The following is a 25,619-nucleotide window of genomic DNA, read 5'->3' as shown; positions in this document are numbered from 1 at the left end:
CGATTTTTAGCTTTGAAAAGATCATCGATAACTCATTCATCAACGCGATGTTCAAATCACGCTGGGTGTTCTCAATTACCTTCGCCGCTTCGGCCACTTTGATGGAGCTGGCTTTATGGGTACCGGCGGTAATAATACCCGCATAAAGCTCATCCACTTCTGTGGCGATTTCCGGTGTTGACCCCGAAGTCACCTTTTTAATGGTGGTGACACGGTGCTCTTTATCGCCGGGATTAATCCGCTCCGGGCTGTATCCTGCATGGAAGTCCTGGTTGAAAACCAGGCCGGAGACTTTCTCAAGGATAGGAACACACACCTCTTCCGTGGCACCGGGATAAACCGTGGACTCATAAATAACAATATCACCACGCTTGAGTACTTTGCCCACACTCTCACTGGCTTTAACAAGCGGCGTTAAATCCGGGGTTTTGAATTCATCAATCGGCGTAGGCACCGTCACAATATAAATCTGGCAGTCGCGAATACCTTCCAGAGAATCGGCAAAGGACAATCCCTTTGACGCCGCCAGCTCTTCTCCGGAAACCTCACGGGTAAAATCCACACCGTCTTTTAATTCGGCGATGCGCTTGGCATTAATATCAAAGCCGACAATCTCGCGCTTTTCCCCGAACGCTGCTGCCAACGGCAGGCCCACATATCCAAGGCCGACTACGGCGATTTTTTTCATGATTCAAACAATCCTTTAATGACAAATAACTGGTTCAGGCCAAACCGGGAATCATTATCCCCTTCAGCCCAACTGAATGTAATTGGCTTTTCAGCGATTCCTTGGCACTGGCATCCCCGTGCACAATCCGTATTTCCGAGGGAGGCAACTCAATACCGGTCACAAAACGGACGAGATCCGACTGCCCCGCATGGGCAGAGTAACCGCCTACCTGATGCACCTGGGCGCGGATGTCGTAACGCTCACCATCCAGCTCCACCCAGCCTCCCCGTGGCCCATAGGTCAGAATATCCCGCCCCGGTGTGCCTTTGGCCTGGTAGCCCACGAACAGCACATCATTGCGCTGATCCGCCAGCATCGCCTTAAGATAATTCACAACACGGCCGCCGGCGCACATCCCGGAACCAGCCAACACCACGCAGGGGCGGTGGGATTTGGCCAGATAGTCGACAGCGTTCAGGTGGTCGTCGTGGGAGTTGATGACGGTGAGCTGCTCGAACGATAGTGGATGCCGGCCCTGGCTGACCAGCTCGGTGGCTTCGGCGTCCCAGAAGGGTTTGAGATCGCGGTAGATTCGGGTGAAGGTGGCGGCGAGGGGAGAGTCGACGACGATTTCGAGGGTATTCCAGATCTCAGTAGTTGTGGGGTCTGACCCCGAGGGGTCAGACCCCTTACCAAACTCCGCGATCAAACTCTCAATCTCGTACAACAATTCCTGCGTCCGCCCAATACTGAACGCTGGAATCAACACGGTCCCGCCATCCGCAAGCGCATGCTCCAGCACTGATTTGAGCCGATACCGGCGGTTTTCACGGCTCTCATGGTCCCTGTCGCCGTAGGTACTCTCAATCACCACCCGGTCCGCCCGCTCCGGCGGCTGGGGCGCCGGCAGCAACGGCGCATGGGGCGCACCAAGGTCCCCACTGAACACAAGCCGCTCAAACTCGCCATCGCTCTCAGCTTCACATTCCACATAGGCCGAACCCAGAATGTGCCCCGCCCGCTGCAACCTCACGGAGAGCGACCCGCCATCATCGTCAAACACCGAATGCCATTGCTCATAAGGCACCGGCACAAGCCGGGCCCGAATCAGCCCCAACACCCGCTCAATCAGTGAGCGGTTTCGAGTAAAGCCGATCTTCAGCGCATCCTCAAGAATCTCCGGCAGCATGATGGCCGAAGGCTCCGAACAGATAATCGGCCCCTCAAACCCGGCGGCAAGAAGATAGGGTATGCGCCCTACATGGTCGATGTGCACGTGAGTAACCACAAGCGCACGGATGTGGTCGATGGGAAAATCAATGGAAAGATCTGAGGCCGTAGCGCCATTACCGGCTTCCTCACCCTGAAACAACCCGCAATCCACAAGAATGCCGGAGTTGCCTACAACCAGTTCATGGCAGGAACCGGTTACGCCTGTCACCGCTCCGTGGTGTTTTATGTCGATCGTCATAACCTTCCTTGTTATTTAAACACTGTTCTCCAGGTGCTTGTCGGATTACGCCTTCGGCTAATCCGACCTACAACTCCCAATGCTGACAATACCCCCGTAGGTCGGATTAGGCCCCCGGGCCGTAATCCGACAAATGCAAAAGTCGCCCACGAAGCCGAAATCGGCCCGGGGGTTGTGGTACCTTTTCTGCCAGAAAAAGGTGTTTGAGCGAAACGAGTTCTTTTTCCAAAGAAAAGGTATACCTACCGCCGGGCCAGCCCCCAGGACTGTTAGGCGGCGTGGTCGCGCTTGGAATGTGTTTGATCGCCCTGCCCTGCCAACAAGCCCTGAACGCTGATGTCCTCATCCAGCGAATCCCAGTGAATGCCATGCACGCTCAGCTCAAAGTCATCCCGGGCGTTCTTGTCAGCGTGAAGCAGACGAGGAAACCAAGCCAGCGGAGCACCTATTGTGCGACCGTCCGAAAGCATGACCCAGAGATTGTCCTCATCAAACCAGGCTTTTTCAGGCGAAATAGTCATGCCATGCATCCTCTAACAGCTTCTGATTTTGTTCCGTTACTTCCAACAATACCCGAATCGTTCGGGCATCAAATGAGGTGGACCCGATCAGTTGGACAGCTTGATGGTGTTACCAAGCTCTGATTCTGTTGTGTACTCGGCTCAAGCTGCCAAGGTCAATGGTTGTTGCTGGTAGTACACCTCATGCGGTGTTTGGTAATCAAGGCTCTCATGGAACCGTGTCTGATTGTAGTGCCGGAAGTACCGGCTAAGCGCTTGTTTCAAGTGGTGTCCGTTCTCGAAGGCGGTGAGGTAAACACACTCGTGTTTGACGCTGCGCCAGAGCCGCTCCACGAAGATGTTGTCATGGTAGCAGCCCTTGCCGTCCATGCTGATCCGGATGTCATGTTCTTTGAGAACCCCTGTAAAGGCCTCACTGGTGAACTGGACGCCCTGATCGGTATTGAAGATTTCCGGCGTTCCATGGCGCTGAAGAGCCTCTTCCAGGGCATCGATACAGAAATCGGTGTCCATTGTGTTTGAGACTCGCCAGGACAGTACCTTGCGGCTATGCCAGTCGATGATAGCAACTAGATACATGAAGCCTCGGGCCAGCGGAAGATACGTGATACCAGTTGCCCAGACGTGGTTAGGCCGATCGATTCGCAGCCCTTTGAGCAGGTACGGGTAGACCTTGTGCCCATCGCCCGGAATGCTGGTTCTGGGGCGCGGGTACACGGCTTGAATGCCTATGGTGCGCATCAGCCGTTGCACCCGCTTCCGGTTGACCCGGCAGCCCTGGTGCTGCAAGTGAACACGCATCTTGCGAGAGCCATAGTACGGCGTTTCCAGATGCTGCTGATCAATCAGATACATCAGATTCAGGTCCTCCTGACAGCGTTCACGAGGGACGTAATACACCGATGAGCGGCTCAGCTTGAGCAGCTCACACTGACGCACAATACTGACCTGGGGATGACCTCGCTCAATCATCGCCAACCGGCGTTGACGGCTTACTGATCGAGCTTGCGCGACAAAAAATCGCGCTCCACCGTCAGTCGGCCGATCTCGCGGTATAGCTCATCGGTGTTGGGCTCATCGGATTGCTTGGCGGACTTCTTCTTACCCTCGAAGAGGCCGGGAGCATTGTCCAGCAGTTCGCGCTTCCAGGTACTGACCATGGTCGGGTGAATCTGAAATCGGGCAGCAATCTCGGAGGTGGTCTCGTCCCCTTTGAGGGCTGCCAGGGCGACTTTGGACTTGAACGATGCGCTGTACTGTTTGCGTTTCTTGCTCATGATTCTCCTCCCTGTGGAGATGATGAATCAGAGCTTAGGCACCTGTCCAAATTTTGGGGTCCACTTCAAAAACCATCATTGCGCGCCAAAGATACTGAAGGCGATAGCCAGAACTTTGCTTCTTTGCCCGCTGCACGAACATGAATATGAGCTGGCTCTAGCGGATTACCTTCATTCGAGTAAAAAAAGAACTTGAAACCTTGATACCTGAAAATTACTGGCATGCAGTCCTCGCAAATTTCAACAACCACTTCTGCCCGATATGGCTTTCAAGAAATTTACCACATATCCCGGGACCTGCATGGTTGCCGGATTACGCCTTCGGCTAATCCGACCTACGTTCTACGGTCAGAATGCCCAGACGAAGGGAATCAGGGAGATGGCTGTTGCACCTACCAGCAGGCTGAGTGGAAAGCCCAGGCGGACGTAATCCATGAACTGGTAGCGGCCAGGGCCGTAGACCATCAGGTTGGTCTGGTAGCCCAGTGGGGTGATGAACGAGGCTGAGGCGGCGAACATTACGGCTACCGCAAAGGGCAGGAAGTTAACGCCCAATTGCTCGGACACCGCCAGTGCAATGGGAAACATCAACACCGCAGCCGCGTTGTTGGTAATCGCCTCGGTAAAGGCTGCGGTAAGTATATAAACCAGCGCCAGCGCCAGCCACGGCGTCAACGGGCCGAAAAGGCCCAGCAAACTGGTAGCCACCCACTCTGCACCACCCGTCTCCGTCATAGCAGTGCCCAGGGAAAAAGAAGCGGCAATCACCACCAGCACCGGTAAATCCACGCTGCGGCGGGCGCGGCTGGCGGTGATGCAGCCACTGACAATCATGGCGCCGGCAGCCAGAAATGCGGCCTCAATAATCTGGAACAGGCCAGTGGCACTGACCAGCACCATCAGCAACAGAATAACCAATGCACGGGGCGCCTTGCGGAAATCCGGTGGCGTGGAATCGTTCAGCCCGCTGACCAGCAAAAAGTCCCGCCGAAAGCGGTACTGCTCCACAAACTCATGACTGGCCTCCAGCAACAGGGTGTCCCCCATCTTGAAGGTAATATCCCCCAGCTTGCCGGGCACCCGATTGCCCTCGCGAGAGACTGAAAGAATCGCGGCATTGAAGCGGGTACGGAAGCGGCTTTCCCGAATCGTCTTGCCAAGGGCCGGGAATTCCTGGCCCAGTACTACTTCCACCAGACAGCGCTGATGATTGGCCAGGTCCAGCTTCTGGATACTGGCCTGGGCGGGCTTCAGGCCCTGAATGCGGCGCAGCTCACTGGCGCATTCCGGCGCTCCCACAAAATACAGCTTGTCGCCCGCCTGCAGCATCCGGTCCGGCTCTACCGCGGTAATCAGCCGGCCGTCCCGGTCGATTTCCGTCAGGTAGCCATAATTCAGTGCCCGCAGGCCGGCTTGGGCCACCGTCTTGCCTGCCAGAGGACCGGTAGCGTCCACTTCAACCTCAACGCCATATTCCCGAACCTGCTCCAGTTCCTCCTTCATACCACCGCGGTCAGGCAGCACGCGGGAAGCCACCAGCACCAGGTAAACACCGCCCACCAGCAAAAGGGGCACACCAACCCAGGCGAGCTCGAACAGCCCCAGGTTAATTCCCAACCGTGTCTGCAGCATGCCATCCACCACTAGATTAGTACTGGTGCCGATCAGCGTGCAGGTGCCACCCAGAATGGCGGCGTAACTCAGCGGCAAGAGAAGGCGGGAGGAAGGAATACCAAGGCGTTGGGCCCAGTCCTGAATAGCAGGGATAAACATCGCCACAACGGCGGTATTGTTCATAAAACCACTGAGAATACCGGTGGGTGCCAGCATACGCAGTTGCGCACCTTTCTCGGTTTTGGGGTGCCCCAGCAGCAAACGCGCAATCCACTGCACGGCCCCCGTCTCCTTCAGGCCAGCGGCTACCACATAAAGCGTTGCAATGGTAATCACACCCGGGTTACCGAACCCGACTAACGCCTCAACCGGCCCCAGAATGCCGGTTATCAGCAAGAAAGCTAGGGCCGCCATCAACACCAGATCGGCCGACACCCGGGTAATCACTAGCGCCGCAAGAACCGTAAACAGGGTAAGCAGGGTAACAATGGCTTCCCATGCCATAGGGACTTATGCTCCGGGGGCGTGGGAAGGGGTAAAGATCAGTTGCCGATCCAGCAGGTAGCTGATTAAACGGTTCACACAGTCATCAACCGACATCTTCGATGTGTCCAGACGAACTTCCGGGCGCTCCGGCTCCTCATAGGGGGAATCGATACCCGTGAAGTGCTTGATCTTGCCAGCCCTGGCCTTTTCATAGAGCCCCTTCGGATCCCGCTCCTCACAGGTCTCAAGCGGCGTATCCATGAACACTTCAATGAACTCCCCCGCCGGAAACAGGTTGCGCACCAGGCGCCTGTCGCTGGTGAACGGAGAAATGAACGCGCTGAGCACAATCACGCCGGAATCGGTAAACAGCTTGCTCACCTCGCCAATGCGGCGAATGTTCTCAACCCGGTCTTCATCGGAAAACCCAAGATCCTTGTTCAACCCATGGCGCACATTATCCCCATCCAGCAGAAAAGTGTGATAGCCACGCTCGAACAAGGCCACATCCAGCGCATTGGCAATGGTGGACTTGCCAGAACCACTCAGGCCGGTAAACCACAACAGGCATGGGCTCTGGTTCTTGATGGAGGCCCGGTCCGCCCGGGTGACTTTCTGGTGATGCCAGACAATATTCTCAGACATTTATTAGCAACCTTGCTTTTAAAATACTTAAATTGTAGTGGTTAACAGATGGTGGGTGTCGAATTACGACCGCGCCTAATCCGACCTACACTGATAGCCGGCGGACCTTCTTATCGTCCTGATGCTCAGCTTTGGTAACACTCGTCTGGCTGTTACACCAGACCAGGTCTTCCAGATCGCCATTCGGTGCATAACCCGTTTTCGAGTTCTTCAATACCTCAATCACTGCACTGCAATCGAACGTCTGGCTGGCGCGCTGTAGCAGGTTCAGGAAGTCTTCAACCTGCTCCCAGGGCAAAGATACTTCCCGCGCCATCATGATTCGGGGGTGTGAAGTACCCTGGGGATCGTCACCAATCAGCAGCTCTTCGTAAAGCTTCTCCCCGGGGCGTAAGCCGGTGAAGACCACTTCAATATCACCGTCGGGATCATCTTCAGTTTTCTCTTCGAGCCCCATCAGGTGAATCATCTTCCGGGCCAGGTCCGCAATTTTCACCGGCTCACCCATATCCAGCACAAACACTTCGCCGCCTACGCCAATGCTGCCTGCCTGCAATACAAGCTGGCTCGCCTCGGGGATGGTCATGAAGTAACGGATAATATCCGGGTGAGTAACCGTAACAGGGCCGCCATCACGAATCTGATCCCGGAACAGGGGCACTACAGAACCGGAGGATCCAAGCACGTTACCGAAGCGAACCATGGAAAATACGGTCTTCTGCTGCCGTTGCGCCAGCGCCTGCAACACCAGCTCCGCCAGCCGCTTGCTGGCCCCCATCACATTGGTTGGGCGAACCGCCTTGTCGGTTGAAATCAATACGAACCGTTCAACGCCAGCGGCAATGGCCGCCTCCGCAGTATGCCAGGTGCCGAATACGTTGTTCTGGATCCCTTCAATGACATTGTGTTCCACCAACGGCACATGCTTATAGGCTGCTGCGTGATAAACCGTCTGAACGCCAAACGCCCTCATTACAGTTTCACAGCGGCGCCGATGGTTTACGTTGCCAAGGAGCGGGTGCAGCTCCACCTCCAGCCCTTCAATCTGGTTGATGGAACTCAACTCCCGTTCGATGGCATACAGGGAAAACTCGGATTGTTCGAACAGCACCAGCGTGCGCGGGCAATGGCGAATGATTTGGCGACACAATTCAGAGCCAATCGAGCCACCTGCTCCGGTGACCATCACAGACTTCTGGTACAGACTTTTGGCCACAACGGCAGAATCAGGCCGAACCGGGTCCCGCCCGAGCAGGTCCTCAATTTCCAGATCCCGGATGTCATTAATTCTTGCCTGGCCAGCTACAAGTTCCGACATGGAAGGAACGGTCTGAACCGGAATCGATAGCGGCTCAAGCTGTTTGAGCAGCTTCTTGCGATCAATCTGGGTATTTTCATCCAGTGCCAGCAAAATCCGCTGCACTCCATGCTTCGGCAGATGCTTGGCGATATGATTGATACTGACAACAGGCAAACCATTAATCATCGACTTGTGATTAGCTCGGTCAAGCGTCACAAAAACCACGGGGCGGTATTCCGTTCCCTGCACCAGAGCAGACGCCAGCTGCATGCCGGTTTCACCAGCCCCAACAATAGCAACTACTTCCTTTGCGCGCTGCTTAGGATGATTCACAATCATCCGCACACCAAGACGGGTGCCACTCACGAACAAAAAGGCCAGTGCACCGTAGATGATGGGTACAGAACGGGGTACAAGTACCTGCAACAAGTATCCGAGAACAATAAGAGAAATACTGGAGGCAATAACACCATAGATGATGGTGAGGAAGGCCCTATCACCCAGATAGCGAATAACCGCCCTGTAAAGCCCCAAGCGTATGAAAATAAAAATCGTAAATGCAACGGTAATAGCCGCAACCGTCATCTGCTCCTGGTTCGGCAACCAGAGATGTTGTTCCAGGCGCAATGCATAGGCAGCCCAAATCGCAAAAAACAGGAAGAACGCATCCGACAATACAGACACAACCCGTTTATGAAACCTTGGTAGCTGGAGGAACGCCCGGATCGCGGGATTACGACTTCCATGCTTTGCCAACTTGTCGTGTTTCACACTGTAACTTCCTTATATCCTTAAAATCGAGTCCACCACTCGTATGCGATTACCGGAGAGCAAAACCTCAGTTTTTACCAGGCACCCTGTCACCCGCGCCTTTACCTGCGACAGTCATAAGAATGTACTTGAAATAAGCTGCCACCGTCAGGTTTTCAAGCATCTTCTGATCAGTCTTCGCCAGAAGCCGGGGTGTGGACATATCAATATTGTTGATTTGAGCCAACCCCGTAATGCCAGGACGTGCGCGCAGCACACCCCGTAGCTCGCGCTCATCAATCAATTCCTCCTGATTGAATAAACAAGGTCTTGGCCCTACCAGGCTCATATCCCCTTTCAACACGTTCCACAACTGAGGCAACTCATCTAGCTTGGTGCGACGGAGAAAATAGCCAAAGGCGGTAATGGAGTTAGCACTAGCCAGATGACTGGCAACGGAGACGGTATCCTTCTTCATGGTACGAAACTTTACAAGAACAAACGGCTTTTTATTACGCCCTACTCGCTCTTGGCGAAACATCGGAGAGCCAGTATCAAAGAAACCGATAAAGGTGATCAAAAATAGTATCGGAAAACCCAAAACAAGCCCCACAAAAGCGAACACTATGTCAAACAAGCGAATTATGGTTGCCATATAAGATCATCCAGTAAGCACAGGGGTGAATCAGATTAGTTAGCGGCAGATACCGGCTTTTACCGTACCAGCCAGGCCCTGCCCAACGGTGAAGGGTGGCGTCCAATCCAAAAGCTGGCGCGTTTTGGAGATATCGACCTGTAAAGATCCACAAAGGCGCTGCACGAGGGCTTTTTTTCCAACCAAGCCGCCCAGCCACCAGAACCAGCGGTCAGGTACCGGAATCAGCATCGGCAAATGACCGGACGCTTCGCGCAGAATCCGCAACAACCTCGTGGTCGACACATCTTCACCGTCACTCACCATAAAAGTCTGATTGGCGGCAGCAGGATGTTCTGCAGTTACCAATATTAGGTCCACCAGATTAGCCAGATAAACCAGGCTGCGCTGATTTTTAATGGCACCCAGGGGTAATGGGATGGGCAATTGAGCCAGCTTAATCAAACTATGGAAATTGCCTTTTACACCTGGCCCATAAACCAGTGGAGGTCGAATAATGACCACCTCCATACCAGTTTCTCCGGCAAGCGCTTTCAGGCCTTTCTCGGCCTCCCACTTGGATACACCATAGGGGTCTTCCGGCGCGGGAGTATCCTGGGAGGTAAATGGTGGCCTATTTTCAGTGCTTTCACCATTCACTTTGACAGAACTGATATAAACGAACCGCCGCGCCCCGGCGGACGCTGCCTGCCTGGCAAGGTGTAGAGAACCTTCAACGTTAACCGAGCGGAAAGCGGCAACAGGATCATTCTCTTTTTCAGCCATAACATGGGCACGAGCGGCACTGTGGACCACAAGATCAACCCCTTCCAGAGCATCTTGCCAATCAGTTTGGCTATCAATATTACCAATCGATGGTCTGACAATATTCAAGTCAACCTTATTTGAGCCCGATCGTTCGGGCGCGACAACGGCATATCCTGCCCCGGCGAAGGCCTCCACAAGTGATGATCCAACAAACCCACTGGCGCCTGTAACCAATACCCTGCTCATGAACGCCGCTCCCCAACGGCAACCAGGTCCCGAGCCATCTCGTCCATTATTGCCTGGCGGCGAAACCTGGCAACAAAACTTTCCCGAGGCTCATCATGCATATACAGTTTCTCAAAAGCCTTCAGTGCCTCGGCAACATCACAAGGCGAAAACACCTCAGCATTGTCAAGATTCTCTCTTACAAAAGTAGCCGCATAACCCGCTACGCCTGCCCATATTGGTTTTCCTAAGGCGCCGTATTCAAACAACTTGGAAGGGAGAACTTTACGGAATGCATCGTAATCATTGAGGTGTAAAAACAACACATCTGCTTGGCGGTATAACTGAATCAACTCTGCCCGGGCCACGGGGGGCTCTATCGTCACGTTGACACACCCGGCCTGAACGATCGCATCTTGCAACTGTCGCAAACGCCCGCCACCCCCAATCAATCGGAACACGGCACGGCCCTCCAACCTTTTGGCGAGGGCAGGGACAATGTTATGGAGACCCTGCCCTTCGCCCATGTTGCCTGCATAGACCACTTCAACCAACTTCTTCCGGGGTGTCTTCGCAGTGACACTTTCAGCTGTTTTCGCCTCAGGAGCCAAGCGCAGGAATTCTTCATCAACGCCGTTGGTAAATACCACCTTGGGTATTTGGGGGTACCGGGTTTCGAAATAGGGCAAAAACCCTGCCGAAACCACATTTAGTCGGTCCGACCGCAATACTGTCCATCGTTCGACAGCACAAAAAAATGGCTTAATCAGCCAGCTCAGTTTGCGCGGCAAAACATCTTTAATGGTATCGACAAAAATATCGCGAATGTCCAGATAAAGCCGAGCATCCTTCTTTTGGGCAACCAGCGCGCCCAAAACCGCCGTCATTAAACGTGAGGAACTCGCGAAGACCACATCATATTCCTGCCCTTTAACAAAAGCCCTCACCGCTTTGGCATAGGTAAGAAACGCACGGGACTGGTCGACCATGCCACCCTCATGGGCCGGCAAAGGTACGCGCTTAATCGTTAGTTCCGGCGTAATTTCTTCTTCTCTTGCCTCTGCACTAAAGCCCGAATAACGATTGGGCAAAGTCGTTACCACATGAATTTCGCTTTTTTCAGGAAGGTTTTTAAGCAAAGATTCGACAAAAGCAGTATTGCGGAAAGAGCCCGCCGACAGATCGGGCTTGAAATAAAAAGTCAGCAGTAAAACTTTCAATCCGAACTCCAGCAGACCCGTGTAGTTACTTTCCGATCACTAAAGACAATTATTAGCTTTTGGTTATCGATCGATATACCAAATCCTGGATGCCAAGAGCTCTTAGCAAGGTACGCACTGCCCCCGGAAACCTCAATAAGCACCACTTGGCCGGAAGGTAATCGGACTTTAAAACGGGATTCACCATCACGCTCCACAGCAATATCTGGGTGAAAATGCCAATGACAGACTGCCTTTTGAAAACGGCCTTCCAGCTCATCTACTACTTCCAGGCTTATATTCCGTGCAAGCCAGCGCCGGCGATGAACTATCTTCCCCGGTAAGCGTCTGTATCCATTGTGGCTGCCCTGGATCACCAACTGGTGCTCATCCTGTTGCATTGCAACATTGAAAGGCTCAGCCCGCCTTGCCACGCGAAACCCAGCCCAAACCTCTGTAGAGTTCTCACCATCAAGCTCCACTGTGTTATGGGCTGCGGTAGAACGCTGTCGATGCCGTTCCGCATCGTCACCATACTGAGAGATACCAGAATTCACCAGCACCCGCTGGCCGAAAAGACTCAGTTCGCAACTTAATGTATCGGCATGGGCGTGGCCTGGCTGGTAGTCCGGACCTACGGGCGCAAGGTCAACCAAAAGGCGATGCCGCTTCGGCCAGTCGACTACGCCATAGCCGCTGCTATGCAACACCTCCCCCTGAAGCTTCGCAGGCTGCTCCACTTGCGTAACCGCCAACCCTAAGGTGTGGGCAAACCGTTTTAATTCTTCGATCCCGGGCGAAATCCCGAAGGTGGCATCGTTAAAAAAGGAAATGTCGCCATCCGGATGAGTCATAGTTTCAAGCCACCCAACCCCGCTCACAAAACACCGTTCCCAATCACCAGCCCGCTGGTTCACCTCCTTCAATTGCACAGATCGGCTAAGCGCAGCCAAATCCGCCAGATCCCAAAGCAGCGTTCCCTGGTACATGGGAGAACGCTCAAAGTGCCCACCATCTGCAAGAAATTGCTCGGGTAGTTGTTGATCCAGTAGTTTCAAACCCCGCTTTAGATGACGATCTCCCTGCTCACTCCCTAAATAGACACCAACAAAAATCAATGCCTTAGCATTAGCAAAGACGTGGTTAGCCAGTATATGAAACTCAAGCTGCTGCTCAAGAGCATCGGCCTGTTGCGCAAGGGAGCGTGTCCATTCAGGTTTGACCTGATCCGATTCGACGCGACTCAACCACTTGACCCAATTTACGATCCGCAATGACAGGCAATACGGCTCCCATCCATTTCCCTGCAGTGGCGGGTTACCCTTAATCCAGGCGTCCACCATTTGCGCACAAAGCTCAAACCGAGACTCCGCACCTTTAGCGTTCAGGTCGTCCTGATAATGCAGGTTGTACAGCCAAAGCTTGGGCAAAGAGGGATCATTCCAGCTCTCTGCAAGTCGGGCTGTTCGCCCAAGAAAGGTAAAGGTTCTGCCATCGTTTGTCGCCGGTTCCAGAAAGGTTGGCCAATACCAACCTTTAAGTGCATCTCGCAAAACAGGCCTGGAAATATTCCTCAAGCGCGGCTTGCGAAATCGGTAATAGACCTGATAGGCAAGCTGTTTAGCTTTCAGATACCGAATGGTATGGAACAGAAGGATCCAGCGATTCATTGCTGCTTCAAAAAACCCACAATACGGCTACAGGCATTACCATCCCCATACGGGTTATGGGCCTGAGTCATCCGCCGATAGACGTTATCGTTATCGAGAAGCTCTTGAACTGTATCACGGATCACGCCGCTTCCGGTGCCGACCAGGCGTACCGTGCCGGCCTCTACGGCCTCTGGGCGCTCTGTGGTATCACGCATTACCAGCACTGGCTTACCCAGCCCAGGCGCTTCCTCCTGCACGCCGCCACTATCGGTAAGTACCAGGTAGGCATTTTTCATCAAATAGACAAACGGCTCATAACCGAGCGGCTCGATCAGGTGCACGTTAGTCAATCCTTCAAGAAGCCTTTTTACCGGCTCCTGAACGTTAGGGTTCAAATGAACGGGATACACGAAATGCGTGTCTGGATTACTTTCCGCCAACTCCCTGAGAGCCTTGCAGATATTCTCGAAACCGCGACCAAAGTTCTCCCGGCGATGGCCGGTAACCAGAACATATCGCCGTTCAGTCAGCTCGACTGCAAGTCCGGCAGCAGTCAGTGCCTCGTGAATCTGTTGTTGTAGCGAGGGCGTGTCGGCCACCTTCTGCACTACCCACTGTAACGCATCGATCACCGTGTTGCCGGTCACCAATATGCTGTTTTTTGCGATGCCCTCTGCAAGCAATGCCTGCCGGTTACGCTCGGTCGGTGCAAAGTGCCACTGGGCAAGCCTTGCGGTTAATCCGCGGTTGGCCTCCTCTGGCCAAGGGGAATAGAGATCTCCTGTGCGTAAGCCGGCCTCAACGTGGCCCACGGGAATCTGTTGATAAAACGCCGCCAGGGCCGCCGCAAAAGTCGTCGCAGTATCTCCATGCACCAAAACCAGATCTGGTCTGAACTCTGATAATACACCGCGTAACCCCAGCAGAACCTTACTGGTGATATCGTAAAGATCCTGCCCAGCTTTCATCACGTTCAGGTCGTAATCTGGCTTCAAAGCGAACAATGCCAGAACCTGATCCAGCATTTCCCGATGCTGGGCAGTTACTGCTACCTTGACCTGAAAATAATCATCGGCCTGCAACGCTTTCGCTAATGGAGCCATCTTGATGGCTTCGGGCCGGGTGCCAAAAACAAGCAGGACTTTCACGCCTGAGCAACCCCGCAGAAATCCAGCACATTTCCTGCAACTTTCAGTTCTTTAAACTCCCGGTGCGCCACGAGATACACCACGATATCGGCTTCAGCCGCAGCATCCTTCAATGGCGTCAAGATGATACTCGCGTGCTTTTTAAGGTTTGGTTCAACGGCCAGGGGCCCAATATTCGAAGCGACGAGCTGCTGAAATACATACAGTGCGGGCGACTCCCGAAGATCGTCAATATTTGGCTTAAAAGCCAGTCCCATGCACGCCACAACAGGGGCGCGACCTTGCTCATCCTTGAAGCGTAAAACCTCTGCCTTAATCTTCTCTACTACCCACTCGGTTTTACGCGTATTCACCTCCCGCCCAGAGCGAATCAAATGAGCATCGTCGCCTCCTTCATGAACGATGAACCAAGGATCAACGGCAATGCAGTGCCCCCCAACGCCGGTGCCCGGTTGAAGTATATTCACCCGAGGATGGCGATTTGCCAGACGGATCAGCTCCCAGACATCAATATCGAACCTATCACTCAGTAACGAAAGCTCATTCGCAAAGGCAATGTTTACGTCCCGAAAACTGTTTTCCGTCAACTTGGCCATTTCAGCAGTGCGGGCATCGGTTACCAATACTTCACCAGTGATAAAGGTACGGTAAAACTCTGAAACTTTTTCGCCTGCCTCGGGAGTGATCCCCCCGACAATACGGTCGTTTTCAACAAGCTCACGCATAATGTGCCCAGGCAAGACTCGCTCTGGGCAGTGAGCAATATGAACAGAATCAGTATCGACACCGCCTTCGCGCAGCGTTTTTGCTACTTTTTCGGTGGTACCAACCGGAGAAGTAGACTCCAATATAATCAAATCACCAGCCTTTACGACAGGAGCAATTGCACGGGTTGCGTCCAACACGTAATCAATATTGGGCACAAACCCTTCATGAAAAGGCGTTGGAACAGCAAGAATGAAAACGTCCGCCGCACCCGGCTCGAGAGCTGCTTTCAACCGACCGGAATTGACCGCCGAGTGCACAAAAGAATCAAGATCAGGCTCCACGATGTGAATATCACCCTGATTAATGGTATCCACGACCTCTGGGGAGATATCAACGCCCTGGACGTGGTAGCCTCTATTCGCCAACAAAGCAGCAGACGGAAGACCTATATAACCCAGACCAACAACACACACGTTTACTTTAGAAAACATAACGCAACCTTAAATGTACCCGTTTTGATATCATAATCTGGATTCCCTTTAATCGATGTATTCAAAATTGCTTATGATCGCCGAAAAAATATAAAAAACCAATTCTGACAAATCATTTACCTAAATCATAGTAAATATCAATTATGTCATAAGCGAAATTTTTATGAGGAGTGCTAACCACGCACTGACCTTTCAAGGTAGCCACTATTTTATGCATCAAATCGAGGTCGTCCTTGACTCTATACAGCACAGTACCCTGAGGACGCTTAACAACATCCGATGCAATAACAGGCACCTTATAATATAACGACTCCCTCACCGAAAGAGAGTCTCCGTCAGTTATGGTCGCCCTTACGGTACAGGTCGAACGACAAATAACTTCAGAAAAATCGACATCGTCAGACCAATATATAACACCATTGCCGTTTTTCAAATTATACAAAGAACTCCAATTAAAACAGTCATTATAACTACGTGACGGATCGCATATCAACAAGGCAGTATTTTCAATTAACCTACCTGACGCCGCCTCCTGAAAAACCGCAACCAAACGACTGATCCCATATACTTCCTCATCGTCAATAATTCTACCCGATGAGCAATTCGTACTTATTATATCACCAAAGCCACCCAGCGAACCAAGAAGTTCCAGAGGTAGTGATGCTTTATGGCTCTTTGGTATAAACGCCGGGACTTCGTGAACTTTTTTCTTTGAGTTTATACCACCAATGGATTCGGATATATTTTCAGAATTAACCAAGACAATTTCATCCGAATACTTGCACATGAATCGAAACAAATGAGGATTACTGACAATTGAATTATGGTGAGTATAGACGACTTTCTTTAAAAACAATTTTGAAACCAATAAAGCAAAAACTTTCAAACCTGACGAAATATGAATATGGACAATATTTGACCGCAAAAAAAACCAGAGTGCGTAGTGTATGCCTTTTTTAAAGGGCCCGAAAAACACTTTTTTCTTTTTATAATCGAAAATAGCAATTTCTATACCCGTGGAATTCTCATTGCAAAAATCAAAAAAGCGCTTAACATGTACACTAACTCCACCAATTGGCGGAGGAATCACACCCAGAACAAAAACCTTCATGGACATACCAATCCTAAAATTGCCAATTCGTTCGGAGGAAGGAGAGCTTACCCCAAGATCGCACCATGAGCATTAAAAAGAATAGCCGCAACAAACTGTAAGCTCATTAAACCAAAATACGAAATAGAAACAAATAGGCTAAAGGTGTCTCGAAAATAATCCACTCGAGAAAACACCAAAATCTGAGCAAAGCTGAAATATACCGCCAACCTCATAATGCTTTGGTCACCTGGGGACAGCAGATATAAGAAAACCCACATGATAGCAAGGTATTCGAGCAGGCCAAACTTATCGCGTTTGATCACTAAAACGACTACTAGCAAACAGTTGAGAAGGGTCTGCGCCAGCCAGCCAAAACCCAAACCAGAATAATCCAGAATGTTTATTCTCTGAAGGTAAACTTTATAACCTAGCAGCCCGGTCAGGACATCCAGAGACAGATAAAAAATCAAAACAAGGGCGGGAATCGAGATCAAATATACTAATAATGTGGAAAGCCTATCTAACCTGGAAATAGCCCTAAAACCAACAGCAGTCGCCAAGGCTACGACTGAGGATAAATGAAATGCTACGGATCCTAGCCAATAGATGATGACCAAAAAGCGCTTACGTTGAGAATAAAAAAAGGATACACCCAAGTAGAACAGCAATAGTGCAAGCCATTGCCTTAATCCATTATAGGAAAAAAACACAAACCCTGACAAAATCACAAGAGCGAAAAGCTTTGTCCTCGTTACTCTAAACGCATAAGCCATGAAACATATTGCGACAAAGGAAAAGGCGCTTATAAAAAAACTAAACCACTCAAAACTGAACCCTAAACGCCCAAATATAAACGAAAGATATAGATAACCAACCTCAAAATCATAGGGCCCTTGGTCGGGCATTAAACCAGCGTTTTCCGAAATAAATAAATAGTGATCGCGATAAGCTTGTGTATCTCGCCCTCTATTACCACGGAAGTAGGAATCGAATGAAAAAATAAGAAGCGATCCGAAAAGAGAAGCCCTTGATAATATTTTATTACGAAACCTTTCAATATCGGAAACCCATAGTAAAAGTAGAACAGCGGCCGTCCACGCCAAATAATAAACCAAAAACCATATTTCCATAACTCATACACCAAACATATATGCAATCAAGCGAATCGGGCAAAGACCGCCCCGACGGCGCGGCCAGAATATCTAGCCGAAAGATTCAACTCGGAATTTACTTTTATACTTTGACGACGGATAAAATGCCAAGAAACCTATAAAAAACGAAGCATCTATTGAAAGACGCCTTAACATATATCGACCTATTCCTCTGACATTTCCTTCCGAATATAATTTTTTAATTGACCAGAAGGTCATATATAAGGCAATGAAATAAATACTATTATACATCAAAGATTGAAATAGAGAGGCCAGCAGAAACATGGAAGAACAATAGGACTTATATAGATGTCTATGCGCATATTTGTTGAAAAAATTCTTCCTTATCAAGACGCCTGGATATAAAAAGTTTCCGCTCATTAAATCTTTAGAGAACCTATCATTGGAGACATATGAGACAGTATGATGAGCAGCAATAACTTTACCTATTCGTAACATCTTGACCCCGCTCTTTGCGAGCCTTAGACCTAAATCAAGGTCTTGATTCCTACGAAAGGTATTCCTCATCCCATTTACCGAATCCCAAGTGTCTCTATTTATTACGAACAAACCTCCCGTAGTGATCTCATATCGATTTGAATCTATATTATATCGCCTTCTTTCTGACTCAACGCTGCCGTGGGCATCGTATTCTATGTCAAGCAAATCCCCACTCGCAAAAGGCACGTCATTTTCTACTACCTGCTCAAGAAGACTGCTAAATTCATCTTCGAAAAGCTCCATATCTGCATCCAGGAAGCATAGAATAGTTCCAGTTGAGTTTTCAGCACCAACATTTCTCGCAATAGCGGCGTTAATACAGCCATCAACTCTGAAAACTTTATCAATTGCAGTATGGTCCAAGGCCAACTCAATCGAATTGTCGACCGACGCAGAGTCGACATAGATGGTTTCAAATGAAAAAATAGTACATAAGAACTTAAGACGATTGATTGAATCGAAGCAATTTATTAAGTGCTTTGATTCATTTTTTCCGATAACAATAAAGCTAATCGAAGTTTGCATGCAGAAGAGAGCCAAGTAGATGATATTTAGAGACTATTCAAGGAAGCGCTTTTCAGCCGACAATATCTCGCAGAACTGCCGTAAGTCCGCTAGTATTTCTATACCCCCCTCGCAAGAAATACCTTAAAGAGGCCGCTACTCTCGGTATAAACCATTTTTGTCGGATTTCCGCGCGGGCTTTTTCCGTGGATATCTTTTGAATAGTTTGTGCTTGGAGCTCCGCCAGTTTTTGATGATATCTGCCAGGGCTATTATCCATAACCGCTTGCACACCATCTGCAAAGATTTTGAGTTGCGCGATTCCATCTTTACTCTGTTGCGAGGCGTCCTTTCGAAATAGGCTTTCTACCGAATGGAGAAATACTCGTGTACGGGTGACCTTTGTCGTCCTGTTGGCTATAAACTGTGACTGGTTAGTCTCGTGACGTCGGTAGTACTGAAGCACTATATCATCCACTAACTTGGCACCCATGCCATTAGCAAACCACACAAGCCAATTATCGTGTGCCTTAAAACCCGCCGGGATTGGCAAGCATAGCTCTAAAAGCTCCCTGCGCACAGCGCAACAGCACCCCATCACAAATTTGTCTAATGGCATTCCTGCGGACCTGATCTGTCCTATCTTGGTAAGCTCTACTTCTTCTAACTCACTATTGGTTAGCATTGCATCATTCATCAAAAGCAACGCTTCCGGATAGCGCTCGGCCACGCTGAGAATGTGCTCGATCTTTTTGGGGAACCACACATCGTCCTGGTCGCTCAGGAACACCAGGTCACCTGTCGTTTTCATAAGCGCGGCATTGAAGTTGCCACAGTAGCCCAAATTCTTTTCGTTACGGTGGAATTCGACTTCAAAGGGCGCCGTTTTTGCGAAATTACGGACAATGGTTTCGGTATCATCGGAAGAGCCATCATCTGTGATAATCAACTCATCCGGCCGTCGCGTTTGTTCCACGAAGCTCTGGAGTTGTTCTTTTATGTACTGGGCACCGTTATAGGTGGCCATAGCTATGGAAACTTTCATTATGCAGACACTTTTCCCTTATCTTATTCCAACGATCTTCCTCGACTTGGAACAGATTCTTAAAAATCTGCTCAAAGTGTCCATACCCCGATTGGCTAACTTCCAAAATGGTCCATCAACTTCCCTCGCCATTATATATTTTTTAATTGTCAATAATTTCGATCTATTACGCCTGTGGCCAACCTTTTTAATAAAAGAATTTTCAACAGATCCAGCAAAATTAAATCTTTTAAGGTGTAGTCCTGATTTCCACACAACATAAGGAAAACTAATTTGATCCCTTTTTGTGTACTTTTCCAGGTTTTCCCACCAACACTCCATCAATGCCTGTACTTCAGGATCAGAGTGTTTTCTAACGATGAAATTATTTTCTGTTAAGGGCTGCTCCCAAGACATACCGTCGACGCGGTAGTCTTCTAACTGTTTCTCAAGGATTTGCAAGTCAGAATCTGAAAACTTCCCCAGAGCTTTGCACACAGGAACTTCTTCTAGAATTGTCGAACGATCGGGATGGGCCGGACAACCTATAACCTCGCCATTTTCAGACATCTCACGGATAATTAGGGATAAATCACCTAACACCCTAACATTACCATCTACATATACCGACCAGTCATATCCATCAAAAAACCTGTGGGGAAACAGCTTGAAGTATCGGTTTATTAAATTATATGGTAATGAGTTTAAATTTTCTGGTATTGGTCGCACTTCCCAACCATTTTCATCTTTATCGTACGAGTCGCTATAACAAACATAATGCACATTATCAGGCATGGACAATGGCGGTAACAGCCAGTCATACTTGTTTGTTATACAAGTGTAAACAACGATACTTTTCATTTTAAGCGTTAATGCCAATTAGATTTTTATGCAGCCGTAAATCAAGAATACTTTAATCAACTATGATTTATATTTTAATGAATTTTTCAGTTTTTGCTTTACCCTTTCGACAAGTGTCTTCTTTGGCGCGGTTCGTAACTTAAATAAAAACGGGTGGATTCGGTCCAGAGAAAAATTCGTCGTTATTTTTGCGTTAGTGCCGTAAATTTCTTGTAATATATTATTGATAGCACAGCCCTCACGAGCATAAATTAACATGTTCTGCTTGTATATTACATTGATTTTCGGATCATCCCAGAATTCAGGCCTGACGATATCAAAGCATTCAAACTGCCTGTCGCTGAACTTTTTATGCCAGTATGATTGCGGTTGTTCATTAACGTGACCGGTGCCGCCCTGTCCAGGTATCGCTGCAGAGAACAAAACTGCGTCAGCGTGCGATGTTAGAAACTCAATGAAGCGCTCAGCTGCCTCAGGCGCTAAATGTTCAGCCACCTCAATGCAAAATGCCAGATCATAAAAACCAACGTCAGCGGGATTATTTTGCGAAAGGTCGTGCTCCACAAAGAACGCTTCGTCGATTTCGAGCTCTTCCCGGGGAACCCAGGGGCCGTCAATTCCTTTAATTTTTGCCGCTCCGTGGTTCTGGGCTTGCGCAAGCCATATCCCTGTAGCACACCCAACGTCGAGAACAGTCTCTGGCTTAATCGCTTCCCACAAGAGTGCGACTATCGGCTTTGCAGATGCCATTGTCTGCTCACGTCGGTCTTTAAAGAATTCAGTCGAGTAAGTCATCATTCATTTCTCTTGAAAATGTTGATTGATTCGAAATTGTGCCCAGATTCGAAATGCAAGGGCTCTGGCTACTTTAGAGATTGTTATCGCCAATGCTGCACCCAAAGCGCCTTCTCTCGGTATCAAGGTCACGCAAAGCAGAATCGTCAATGCAGCGCCTGCGATAGAGATCACCAGGGCGTCGTTCTCATAATTAGTAGCGTGAAGAAGCAGCATGGACGGGCCAACCAGGTTAACGACAAGGAAACCAGTGATGAGGACTGCCAGCGGCCAGTAAGACGCTGTGTATTCCAAGCCGTAAACGAACTCTAAAATTTCTTGGCCAAAAACCAAGAAAACAATTACGAGTGGAAGGGATGCCAGTAACGCTGCAAACCCGGCAAGACTTACCATCCGAAATAGCCGCGCCTTTTCTCCGCTCGCGAAAACCCGTGTGACATGGGGATGGATGGTGGCCTCTACTATCGTTAGCGGTGCTGATATGAGAATCGCAATAGAAAGCGCAACCTTAAAGAAGGCAACCTCCGAATTCGATGCGAGAAAACCAGTGAGAGGAATTATTAGTTCGCTATTAAGATAACTGACACCGGCGATGGCCGAAAAAGGTAAAATAGCTTTTTTCCATCGCCGGTCGTCATACACGGGTTGGGCGGTTAAATCCTTTAACTGGCCTCTTAGCAATATGCTTACTACGACGAGGGTCACTACTGTTGCAGTGATCTGAGCGAATAGAGCTGACAGAGGACTTAGTGTACCGATAAAAAACAGTGTCAAAATGAGGAGCAAAAAAACAATGGGCCTGATGATTATTTCGGCAATCCTTGACTGGATGACAAGAGCCAGCCCTTGGAGTATGGCCGCACGAACTCGGATAATAGCTAAAAGAGGAATCGTGACTGCCGCAGTAATTATTAAAATAGCCTGATTGTCAAGGCCATTTTCTGCGCTTAAGAATACGAAACCCAGCACTGCGAGCATGATTAAAATGCCCAGAAAAAATGCGACCTGGTGAGCCCGCCGTATCACACCAGTAAGCAGGCCAAGACTCCCCACGCGATGGTACCTTGACACTTCCCTTACTAAAAAAGGCGGAAACCCTGCATAAGCCGGCAGTGCAAACAATACAACAAGGCCGAGTACGTAACTGTAAACCCCAAAATCCTCAACGCCCAGGGTTCTAGCCATCAACACAGAAGTGACAAAGCTAATTGGCAATGACAGAAGCTGAAGGCCACCAACACCGGCTCCTCCTCGAATAAGCTTCGCTCTGAGGGAGCCACCTTGGCCATAGGAGATTAATCGTTGTAACACGGGCTTACTCATCGGATAATTTTCATCACGGGTTTGCTCTAATGTTTTCACTTGTTCTGAAAAACTTTCACTTCGGCCCAGGCACGCTACCGCCCCACCAACCAGAATTTAGTGTACTCAGGCCGACATCTGCTCCTCTGGGAGCCGCAAAGTCCTATGCTAAAAACGTTATTCAATATCCACGTGCAAGAGCAAAGTGCTCGCTCATTTGCAATAAATTTCTTACACAGCAACCATTCAAGGCCCAGCTTGCTCGGCCCGAAGCTCACGCAACCGGCTGCGGACCTGACAGGCAAACTCCAAAATAAACGGAGCCATAAAGCCTAATAACAACCCAATGATTACGCTAACGGCGATGACACGCTTACGTGAAGGATCATGGTTCACGGAGCGCTGCTCGTTAGCCAGCATAAGAATTTCCGCCCGCTCACCGGACTGAATCTTCTGCTCCAAATTCACCTTCAGGCGAATCTCGAATGGCCGCGGCAAATTTTTCGCACCCTGAATAACCGCCTCGACACTCTGAAGTTGCTCTTCAAACAAACCCATCCGAGTATCAAGCTCGGCGTTTTGCTCTCTTACCACCAGTTCAGCCAGCGCTCTATGAGAATCTACTACCGCTTCTTTCTGCAGATTTGCTCCTCGACTGACTACCTCAATCAGGCGTGTTCCCTGAACCTGAGCGGGGTGGACCGGTGCCAGATGATTCCCGTGACGTTCCCTGTACTCTTCCTTTGCCTCGGCCATCCATTTGGTTTTAATCAACGTCAGAAGGGTTGCCGGATTGTTATTCTTACCGGGCAACACAGCCGGCTCAATGGTTGTTGTGTAAACCACGTTTACTGTGCTTTTCAGTGTGAAGGCATAGCCAATACCAATTGCCACCACGACAAGAAAAACAATGGCAAATGCAATCCAGCGCCGCACAAAAATAACGGCTGCATCAACCAGGCTGATCACATCATCTTCTGGCTTCATTCATTAATCCTTTTTTGAGTTAATCAAACAGCGGCGCATTGTACGCCAGCTGAGTAGCTGAACAACAGCGCGCATGAAAAAGAGGCTGCTATATTCTAAACAGTGTTGTTGGGCGGCAGAACTAGAAGCGCACGCAATGGATATCAACGAAAGCGATACAGCGCAAACTACTAGGCTGCGGGGTAAACCGACTTGGATATAATCAATAAATCGGTATCATCCTGGGAACAGGTAGCTCGCCGTAATACGCTGGTCAGTGGCTAAGGTGGAAGTAAATGCACTTAGGACAATCAGAACGGCATCTGCAAACAACTTGCTGACCTCGCCTACCCGACGGATTTTGCTACACGATCTTCGTCTGAAAACCAAGCACCCGGTTAAGACCATGGCGAACGTTGTCACCATTCAGAAGAAAGGTATGATGGCGGCGCTGATGCAGGGCCATGTCCAATGTATTCGCTGTGGTAGAATTAACAGGGCCGCTCACGCCCTTGAACCACAGCAAGAGTGGGCGTTGGTTTTTGGGTTTAGCGCATTCTGTGCGGATGACTTTATGGCCTTGCTAGACAATATTTGTATTCAAGGGAAAACCTTCTCTGCATACCCATAGTTCGCATGGAAATATAACAGAATACCAACACTGCCGGACCTGTTACTGAGTAAAGGATTGTTAAACCGTTATGCTGAAAGAAACACGAGTCGAACTGCAATGGTATGCAGCGCTGGGAGCAAGGTTTTTCAAGGTGTACCTCTGGTGAGTGCTCGCCACAATAACCCTGACCTTCATCACCCAGCTGGCACTGGTCGCCTCTTTGCTGCTGGCGCAAAAGATCGTGATTACCGCAAGCAGCGGAAACATATCCAATATCCTCCCTCCGGTTCTTGACCGTTTAAGCGTAAATGTTCTCCTTGCTGAATTGGCAGCAGCAATCGGTGCCTCTCTGCGCGAAAGTGACGCCATTAAATCATTAAAACCTAACTAAGAAAGGGGCTGAAAACCACACCAACATGCCGATAAATTGACACTGTTCGAAAATCAGGGCAGTATTTAGATGATAGTGTTGCCTAATTTTGAGCGGCGATCGCCGGCTTGCTTTTCGCCATCGAAGGCCTTGCTATTCTCACTTGGCTACACTGGGAACTTTCGGCCGTCGCCGTCACATATGTTGCTGCCGGCTTAACCATCTACTCGGCGATTTGGGCAAAAGCGCCAAACCAATGGGCGACAATATCAAGCCAGCTCGGAAAACACCTCAACACTCTTGCAAATGTTGGCTTCATAACTTTTTTTGGCCTCGTAACTGAATATATGCTCTCCACAACCGCCGAATTTCCCCCTGTACTGCGATCATCTACCCTGTCACCTCAGCTCTTCTCTCAGATAACAGTGGGAGTCAATGGCATTAACGTTATTAACAGCAATCAACCAAAGTTCAAAGCCCTTACCTTCGAGAATAACGCCTTTGCTCCGGCACACGAAGAAAAACACGGTTCCGTATGGATCTATCTCACCGACGAGAGCTATAAACGGCAACTGATCGAACAGCTTTGCAAATTAAATGGCGCTAAACCACGACAAATCAGCATAAATTGGATGCGTGCCGGGCTAAAAAACGTCCTCCAGTTTTCCCAGGTTAGCGCCACAAACGGAAAGTATCTGATGAAGGTTCTTGAAAAGGATAGAACCGACAAAGCGCGACAAATTACGAACGCTTTCCCCTATTCATTTTTCGTTATTGATCGTATCCTACTCAAAGATACGACGAACCACGAGCGCTCCAGTTCAACTTCACCATATACTCTTGGCCATAAAACTGCTATCGGAGCATAAAGAACAATATC

26 protein-coding genes are annotated in these 25,619 nt (G+C 49.7%); 2 read left to right on the top strand and 24 right to left on the bottom strand.

What is annotated here, in order from left to right; genetic code table 11:
* The 24 genes from DIT71_RS17100 to DIT71_RS18445 all read right to left on the bottom strand — a co-directional run.
* Positions 1–688: nucleotide sugar dehydrogenase (locus DIT71_RS17100; protein ID WP_114614445.1), on the bottom strand; the 688-nt coding region annotated here is incomplete at its 3' end.
* 34 nt (positions 689–722) lie between these two features.
* A complete protein-coding gene (locus DIT71_RS17095) occupies positions 723–2,141 on the bottom strand; it encodes an MBL fold metallo-hydrolase (RefSeq protein ID WP_114614444.1) in 1,419 nt (472 codons plus the stop codon).
* Positions 2,142–2,410: 269 nt separating this feature from the next.
* Complete coding sequence (locus DIT71_RS17090; RefSeq protein WP_114614443.1) at positions 2,411–2,662, bottom strand: DUF2442 domain-containing protein; 252 nt, start codon at positions 2,660–2,662, stop codon at positions 2,411–2,413.
* Between the two features lie 141 nt (positions 2,663–2,803).
* Positions 2,804–3,939 (bottom strand): IS3 family transposase gene (locus DIT71_RS17085; RefSeq protein ID WP_227538190.1). Its coding sequence is split into 2 segments (ribosomal slippage): positions 2,804–3,657 and positions 3,657–3,939, totalling 1,137 coding nucleotides; the frame shifts between segments, so codons are not numbered across the junction.
* A 65-nt stretch (positions 3,940–4,004) separates the two neighbouring features.
* Positions 4,005–4,163 carry a DUF4160 domain-containing protein gene (locus DIT71_RS18550; RefSeq protein ID WP_114614441.1) on the bottom strand — a complete coding sequence of 53 codons (159 nt, stop codon included), beginning with the start codon at positions 4,161–4,163 and terminating at the stop codon, positions 4,005–4,007.
* Positions 4,164–4,287: 124 nt separating this feature from the next.
* Positions 4,288–6,057: an SLC13 family permease gene (locus DIT71_RS17075; protein ID WP_114614440.1), complete on the bottom strand. Its 1,770-nt coding sequence runs from the start codon at positions 6,055–6,057 to the stop codon at positions 4,288–4,290.
* A gap of 6 nt (positions 6,058–6,063) precedes the next feature.
* On the bottom strand, positions 6,064–6,684 hold the full coding sequence (gene cysC, locus DIT71_RS17070) for an adenylyl-sulfate kinase (RefSeq protein WP_114614439.1): 621 nt from the start codon (positions 6,682–6,684) through the stop codon (positions 6,064–6,066).
* Positions 6,685–6,769: 85 nt separating this feature from the next.
* Positions 6,770–8,755: a polysaccharide biosynthesis protein gene (locus tag DIT71_RS17065; RefSeq protein ID WP_114614438.1), complete on the bottom strand. Its 1,986-nt coding sequence runs from the start codon at positions 8,753–8,755 to the stop codon at positions 6,770–6,772.
* Between the two features lie 67 nt (positions 8,756–8,822).
* Complete coding sequence (locus tag DIT71_RS17060) at positions 8,823–9,380, bottom strand: sugar transferase (protein ID WP_114614450.1); 558 nt, start codon at positions 9,378–9,380, stop codon at positions 8,823–8,825.
* Positions 9,381–9,428: 48 nt separating this feature from the next.
* Positions 9,429–10,382 carry a UDP-glucose 4-epimerase family protein gene (locus DIT71_RS17055; protein ID WP_114614437.1) on the bottom strand — a complete coding sequence of 318 codons (954 nt, stop codon included), beginning with the start codon at positions 10,380–10,382 and terminating at the stop codon, positions 9,429–9,431.
* A complete protein-coding gene (locus DIT71_RS17050; protein ID WP_114614436.1) occupies positions 10,379–11,581 on the bottom strand; it encodes a glycosyltransferase family 4 protein in 1,203 nt (400 codons plus the stop codon). Before DIT71_RS17050 ends, DIT71_RS17055 begins: the two co-directional genes overlap by 4 nt.
* Complete coding sequence (locus tag DIT71_RS17045; RefSeq protein WP_114614435.1) at positions 11,578–13,230, bottom strand: heparinase II/III family protein; 1,653 nt, start codon at positions 13,228–13,230, stop codon at positions 11,578–11,580. Before DIT71_RS17045 ends, DIT71_RS17050 begins: the two co-directional genes overlap by 4 nt.
* The gene (gene wecB / locus DIT71_RS17040; RefSeq protein WP_244312040.1) at positions 13,227–14,315 is read right to left on the bottom strand and encodes a non-hydrolyzing UDP-N-acetylglucosamine 2-epimerase; all 1,089 of its coding nucleotides are present in this window, start codon (positions 14,313–14,315) and stop codon (positions 13,227–13,229) included. The genes DIT71_RS17045 and wecB overlap by 4 nt, the downstream gene beginning before the upstream one ends.
* 41 nt (positions 14,316–14,356) lie before the next feature.
* A complete protein-coding gene (wecC, locus tag DIT71_RS17035; RefSeq protein WP_114614433.1) occupies positions 14,357–15,559 on the bottom strand; it encodes a UDP-N-acetyl-D-mannosamine dehydrogenase in 1,203 nt (400 codons plus the stop codon).
* Between the two features lie 112 nt (positions 15,560–15,671).
* On the bottom strand, positions 15,672–16,670 hold the full coding sequence (locus DIT71_RS17030; protein WP_144114514.1) for a glycosyltransferase family 4 protein: 999 nt from the start codon (positions 16,668–16,670) through the stop codon (positions 15,672–15,674).
* A 47-nt stretch (positions 16,671–16,717) separates the two neighbouring features.
* Positions 16,718–17,782, bottom strand: coding sequence for an EpsG family protein (locus DIT71_RS17025; RefSeq protein WP_114614431.1), 1,065 nt, complete (start codon positions 17,780–17,782; stop codon positions 16,718–16,720).
* Between the two features lie 72 nt (positions 17,783–17,854).
* Positions 17,855–18,829, bottom strand: coding sequence for a glycosyltransferase family 2 protein (locus tag DIT71_RS17020; protein WP_114614430.1), 975 nt, complete (start codon positions 18,827–18,829; stop codon positions 17,855–17,857).
* Positions 18,830–18,881: 52 nt separating this feature from the next.
* Positions 18,882–19,853, bottom strand: a complete 972-nt coding sequence (locus DIT71_RS17015; protein ID WP_199491045.1) for a glycosyltransferase family 2 protein — start codon at positions 19,851–19,853, stop codon at positions 18,882–18,884.
* Positions 19,854–19,871: 18 nt separating this feature from the next.
* Positions 19,872–20,693 carry a glycosyltransferase domain-containing protein gene (locus DIT71_RS17010; RefSeq protein WP_114614429.1) on the bottom strand — a complete coding sequence of 274 codons (822 nt, stop codon included), beginning with the start codon at positions 20,691–20,693 and terminating at the stop codon, positions 19,872–19,874.
* A 60-nt stretch (positions 20,694–20,753) separates the two neighbouring features.
* On the bottom strand, positions 20,754–21,491 hold the full coding sequence (locus DIT71_RS17005; RefSeq protein ID WP_114614428.1) for an SAM-dependent methyltransferase: 738 nt from the start codon (positions 21,489–21,491) through the stop codon (positions 20,754–20,756).
* The gene (locus tag DIT71_RS17000; RefSeq protein WP_114614427.1) at positions 21,492–22,811 is read right to left on the bottom strand and encodes an oligosaccharide flippase family protein; all 1,320 of its coding nucleotides are present in this window, start codon (positions 22,809–22,811) and stop codon (positions 21,492–21,494) included.
* 225 nt (positions 22,812–23,036) lie between these two features.
* Positions 23,037–23,777, bottom strand: a complete 741-nt coding sequence (locus DIT71_RS16995; RefSeq protein WP_114614426.1) for a hypothetical protein — start codon at positions 23,775–23,777, stop codon at positions 23,037–23,039.
* A 216-nt stretch (positions 23,778–23,993) separates the two neighbouring features.
* Complete coding sequence (locus tag DIT71_RS18450; protein ID WP_264756339.1) at positions 23,994–24,164, bottom strand: adenylyl-sulfate kinase; 171 nt, start codon at positions 24,162–24,164, stop codon at positions 23,994–23,996.
* Entirely contained in the window at positions 24,121–24,264 is a 144-nt protein-coding gene (locus DIT71_RS18445; RefSeq protein WP_264756338.1) for an adenylyl-sulfate kinase, read from the bottom strand. The genes DIT71_RS18450 and DIT71_RS18445 overlap by 44 nt, the downstream gene beginning before the upstream one ends.
* Positions 24,265–24,535: 271 nt before the next feature.
* Between DIT71_RS18445 and DIT71_RS16985 the strand changes: the two genes are divergently transcribed.
* The gene (locus DIT71_RS16985; protein WP_114614425.1) at positions 24,536–24,760 is read left to right on the top strand and encodes a hypothetical protein; all 225 of its coding nucleotides are present in this window, start codon (positions 24,536–24,538) and stop codon (positions 24,758–24,760) included.
* Between the two features lie 107 nt (positions 24,761–24,867).
* On the top strand, positions 24,868–25,608 hold the full coding sequence (locus DIT71_RS16980) for a hypothetical protein (RefSeq protein WP_114614424.1): 741 nt from the start codon (positions 24,868–24,870) through the stop codon (positions 25,606–25,608).
* The last annotated feature ends 11 nt before the right edge of the window (positions 25,609–25,619 follow it).

It is taken from the genome of Marinobacter vulgaris (genome assembly GCF_003344045.1).
GTDB classification, from domain to species: domain Bacteria; phylum Pseudomonadota; class Gammaproteobacteria; order Pseudomonadales; family Oleiphilaceae; genus Marinobacter; species Marinobacter vulgaris.
This window is presented reverse-complemented; position numbering and strand designations above follow the sequence as displayed.

Excerpts from the sequence above, each read along its gene's own strand:
- DIT71_RS17095 (WP_114614444.1), bottom strand. The coding sequence starts at position 2,141 with ATGACGATCGACATAAAACACCACGGAGCGGTGACAGGCGTAACCGGT.
- DIT71_RS17055 (WP_114614437.1), bottom strand. The coding sequence starts at position 10,382 with ATGAGCAGGGTATTGGTTACAGGCGCCAGTGGGTTTGTTGGATCATCA.
- DIT71_RS17000 (WP_114614427.1), bottom strand. The coding sequence starts at position 22,811 with ATGAGTAAGCCCGTGTTACAACGATTAATCTCCTATGGCCAAGGTGGC.
- DIT71_RS17045 (WP_114614435.1), bottom strand. The coding sequence starts at position 13,230 with ATGAATCGCTGGATCCTTCTGTTCCATACCATTCGGTATCTGAAAGCT.
- DIT71_RS17025 (WP_114614431.1), bottom strand. The coding sequence starts at position 17,782 with ATGGAAATATGGTTTTTGGTTTATTATTTGGCGTGGACGGCCGCTGTT.
- DIT71_RS17020 (WP_114614430.1), bottom strand. The coding sequence starts at position 18,829 with ATGCAAACTTCGATTAGCTTTATTGTTATCGGAAAAAATGAATCAAAG.
- DIT71_RS18450 (WP_264756339.1), bottom strand. The coding sequence starts at position 24,164 with ATGGTCTTAACCGGGTGCTTGGTTTTCAGACGAAGATCGTGTAGCAAA.
- DIT71_RS17015 (WP_199491045.1), bottom strand. The coding sequence starts at position 19,853 with ATGAAAGTTTCCATAGCTATGGCCACCTATAACGGTGCCCAGTACATA.
- DIT71_RS17010 (WP_114614429.1), bottom strand. The coding sequence starts at position 20,693 with ATGAAAAGTATCGTTGTTTACACTTGTATAACAAACAAGTATGACTGG.
- wecB (WP_244312040.1), bottom strand. The coding sequence starts at position 14,315 with ATGGCTCCATTAGCGAAAGCGTTGCAGGCCGATGATTATTTTCAGGTC.
- DIT71_RS17005 (WP_114614428.1), bottom strand. The coding sequence starts at position 21,491 with ATGATGACTTACTCGACTGAATTCTTTAAAGACCGACGTGAGCAGACA.
- wecC (WP_114614433.1), bottom strand. The coding sequence starts at position 15,559 with ATGTTTTCTAAAGTAAACGTGTGTGTTGTTGGTCTGGGTTATATAGGT.
- DIT71_RS18550 (WP_114614441.1), bottom strand. The coding sequence starts at position 4,163 with ATGCCAGTAATTTTCAGGTATCAAGGTTTCAAGTTCTTTTTTTACTCG.
- DIT71_RS17030 (WP_144114514.1), bottom strand. The coding sequence starts at position 16,670 with ATGAAGGTTTTTGTTCTGGGTGTGATTCCTCCGCCAATTGGTGGAGTT.
- DIT71_RS17090 (WP_114614443.1), bottom strand. The coding sequence starts at position 2,662 with ATGACTATTTCGCCTGAAAAAGCCTGGTTTGATGAGGACAATCTCTGG.
- DIT71_RS16995 (WP_114614426.1), bottom strand. The coding sequence starts at position 23,777 with ATGAAGCCAGAAGATGATGTGATCAGCCTGGTTGATGCAGCCGTTATT.
- cysC (WP_114614439.1), bottom strand. The coding sequence starts at position 6,684 with ATGTCTGAGAATATTGTCTGGCATCACCAGAAAGTCACCCGGGCGGAC.
- DIT71_RS17075 (WP_114614440.1), bottom strand. The coding sequence starts at position 6,057 with ATGGCATGGGAAGCCATTGTTACCCTGCTTACCCTGTTTACGGTTCTT.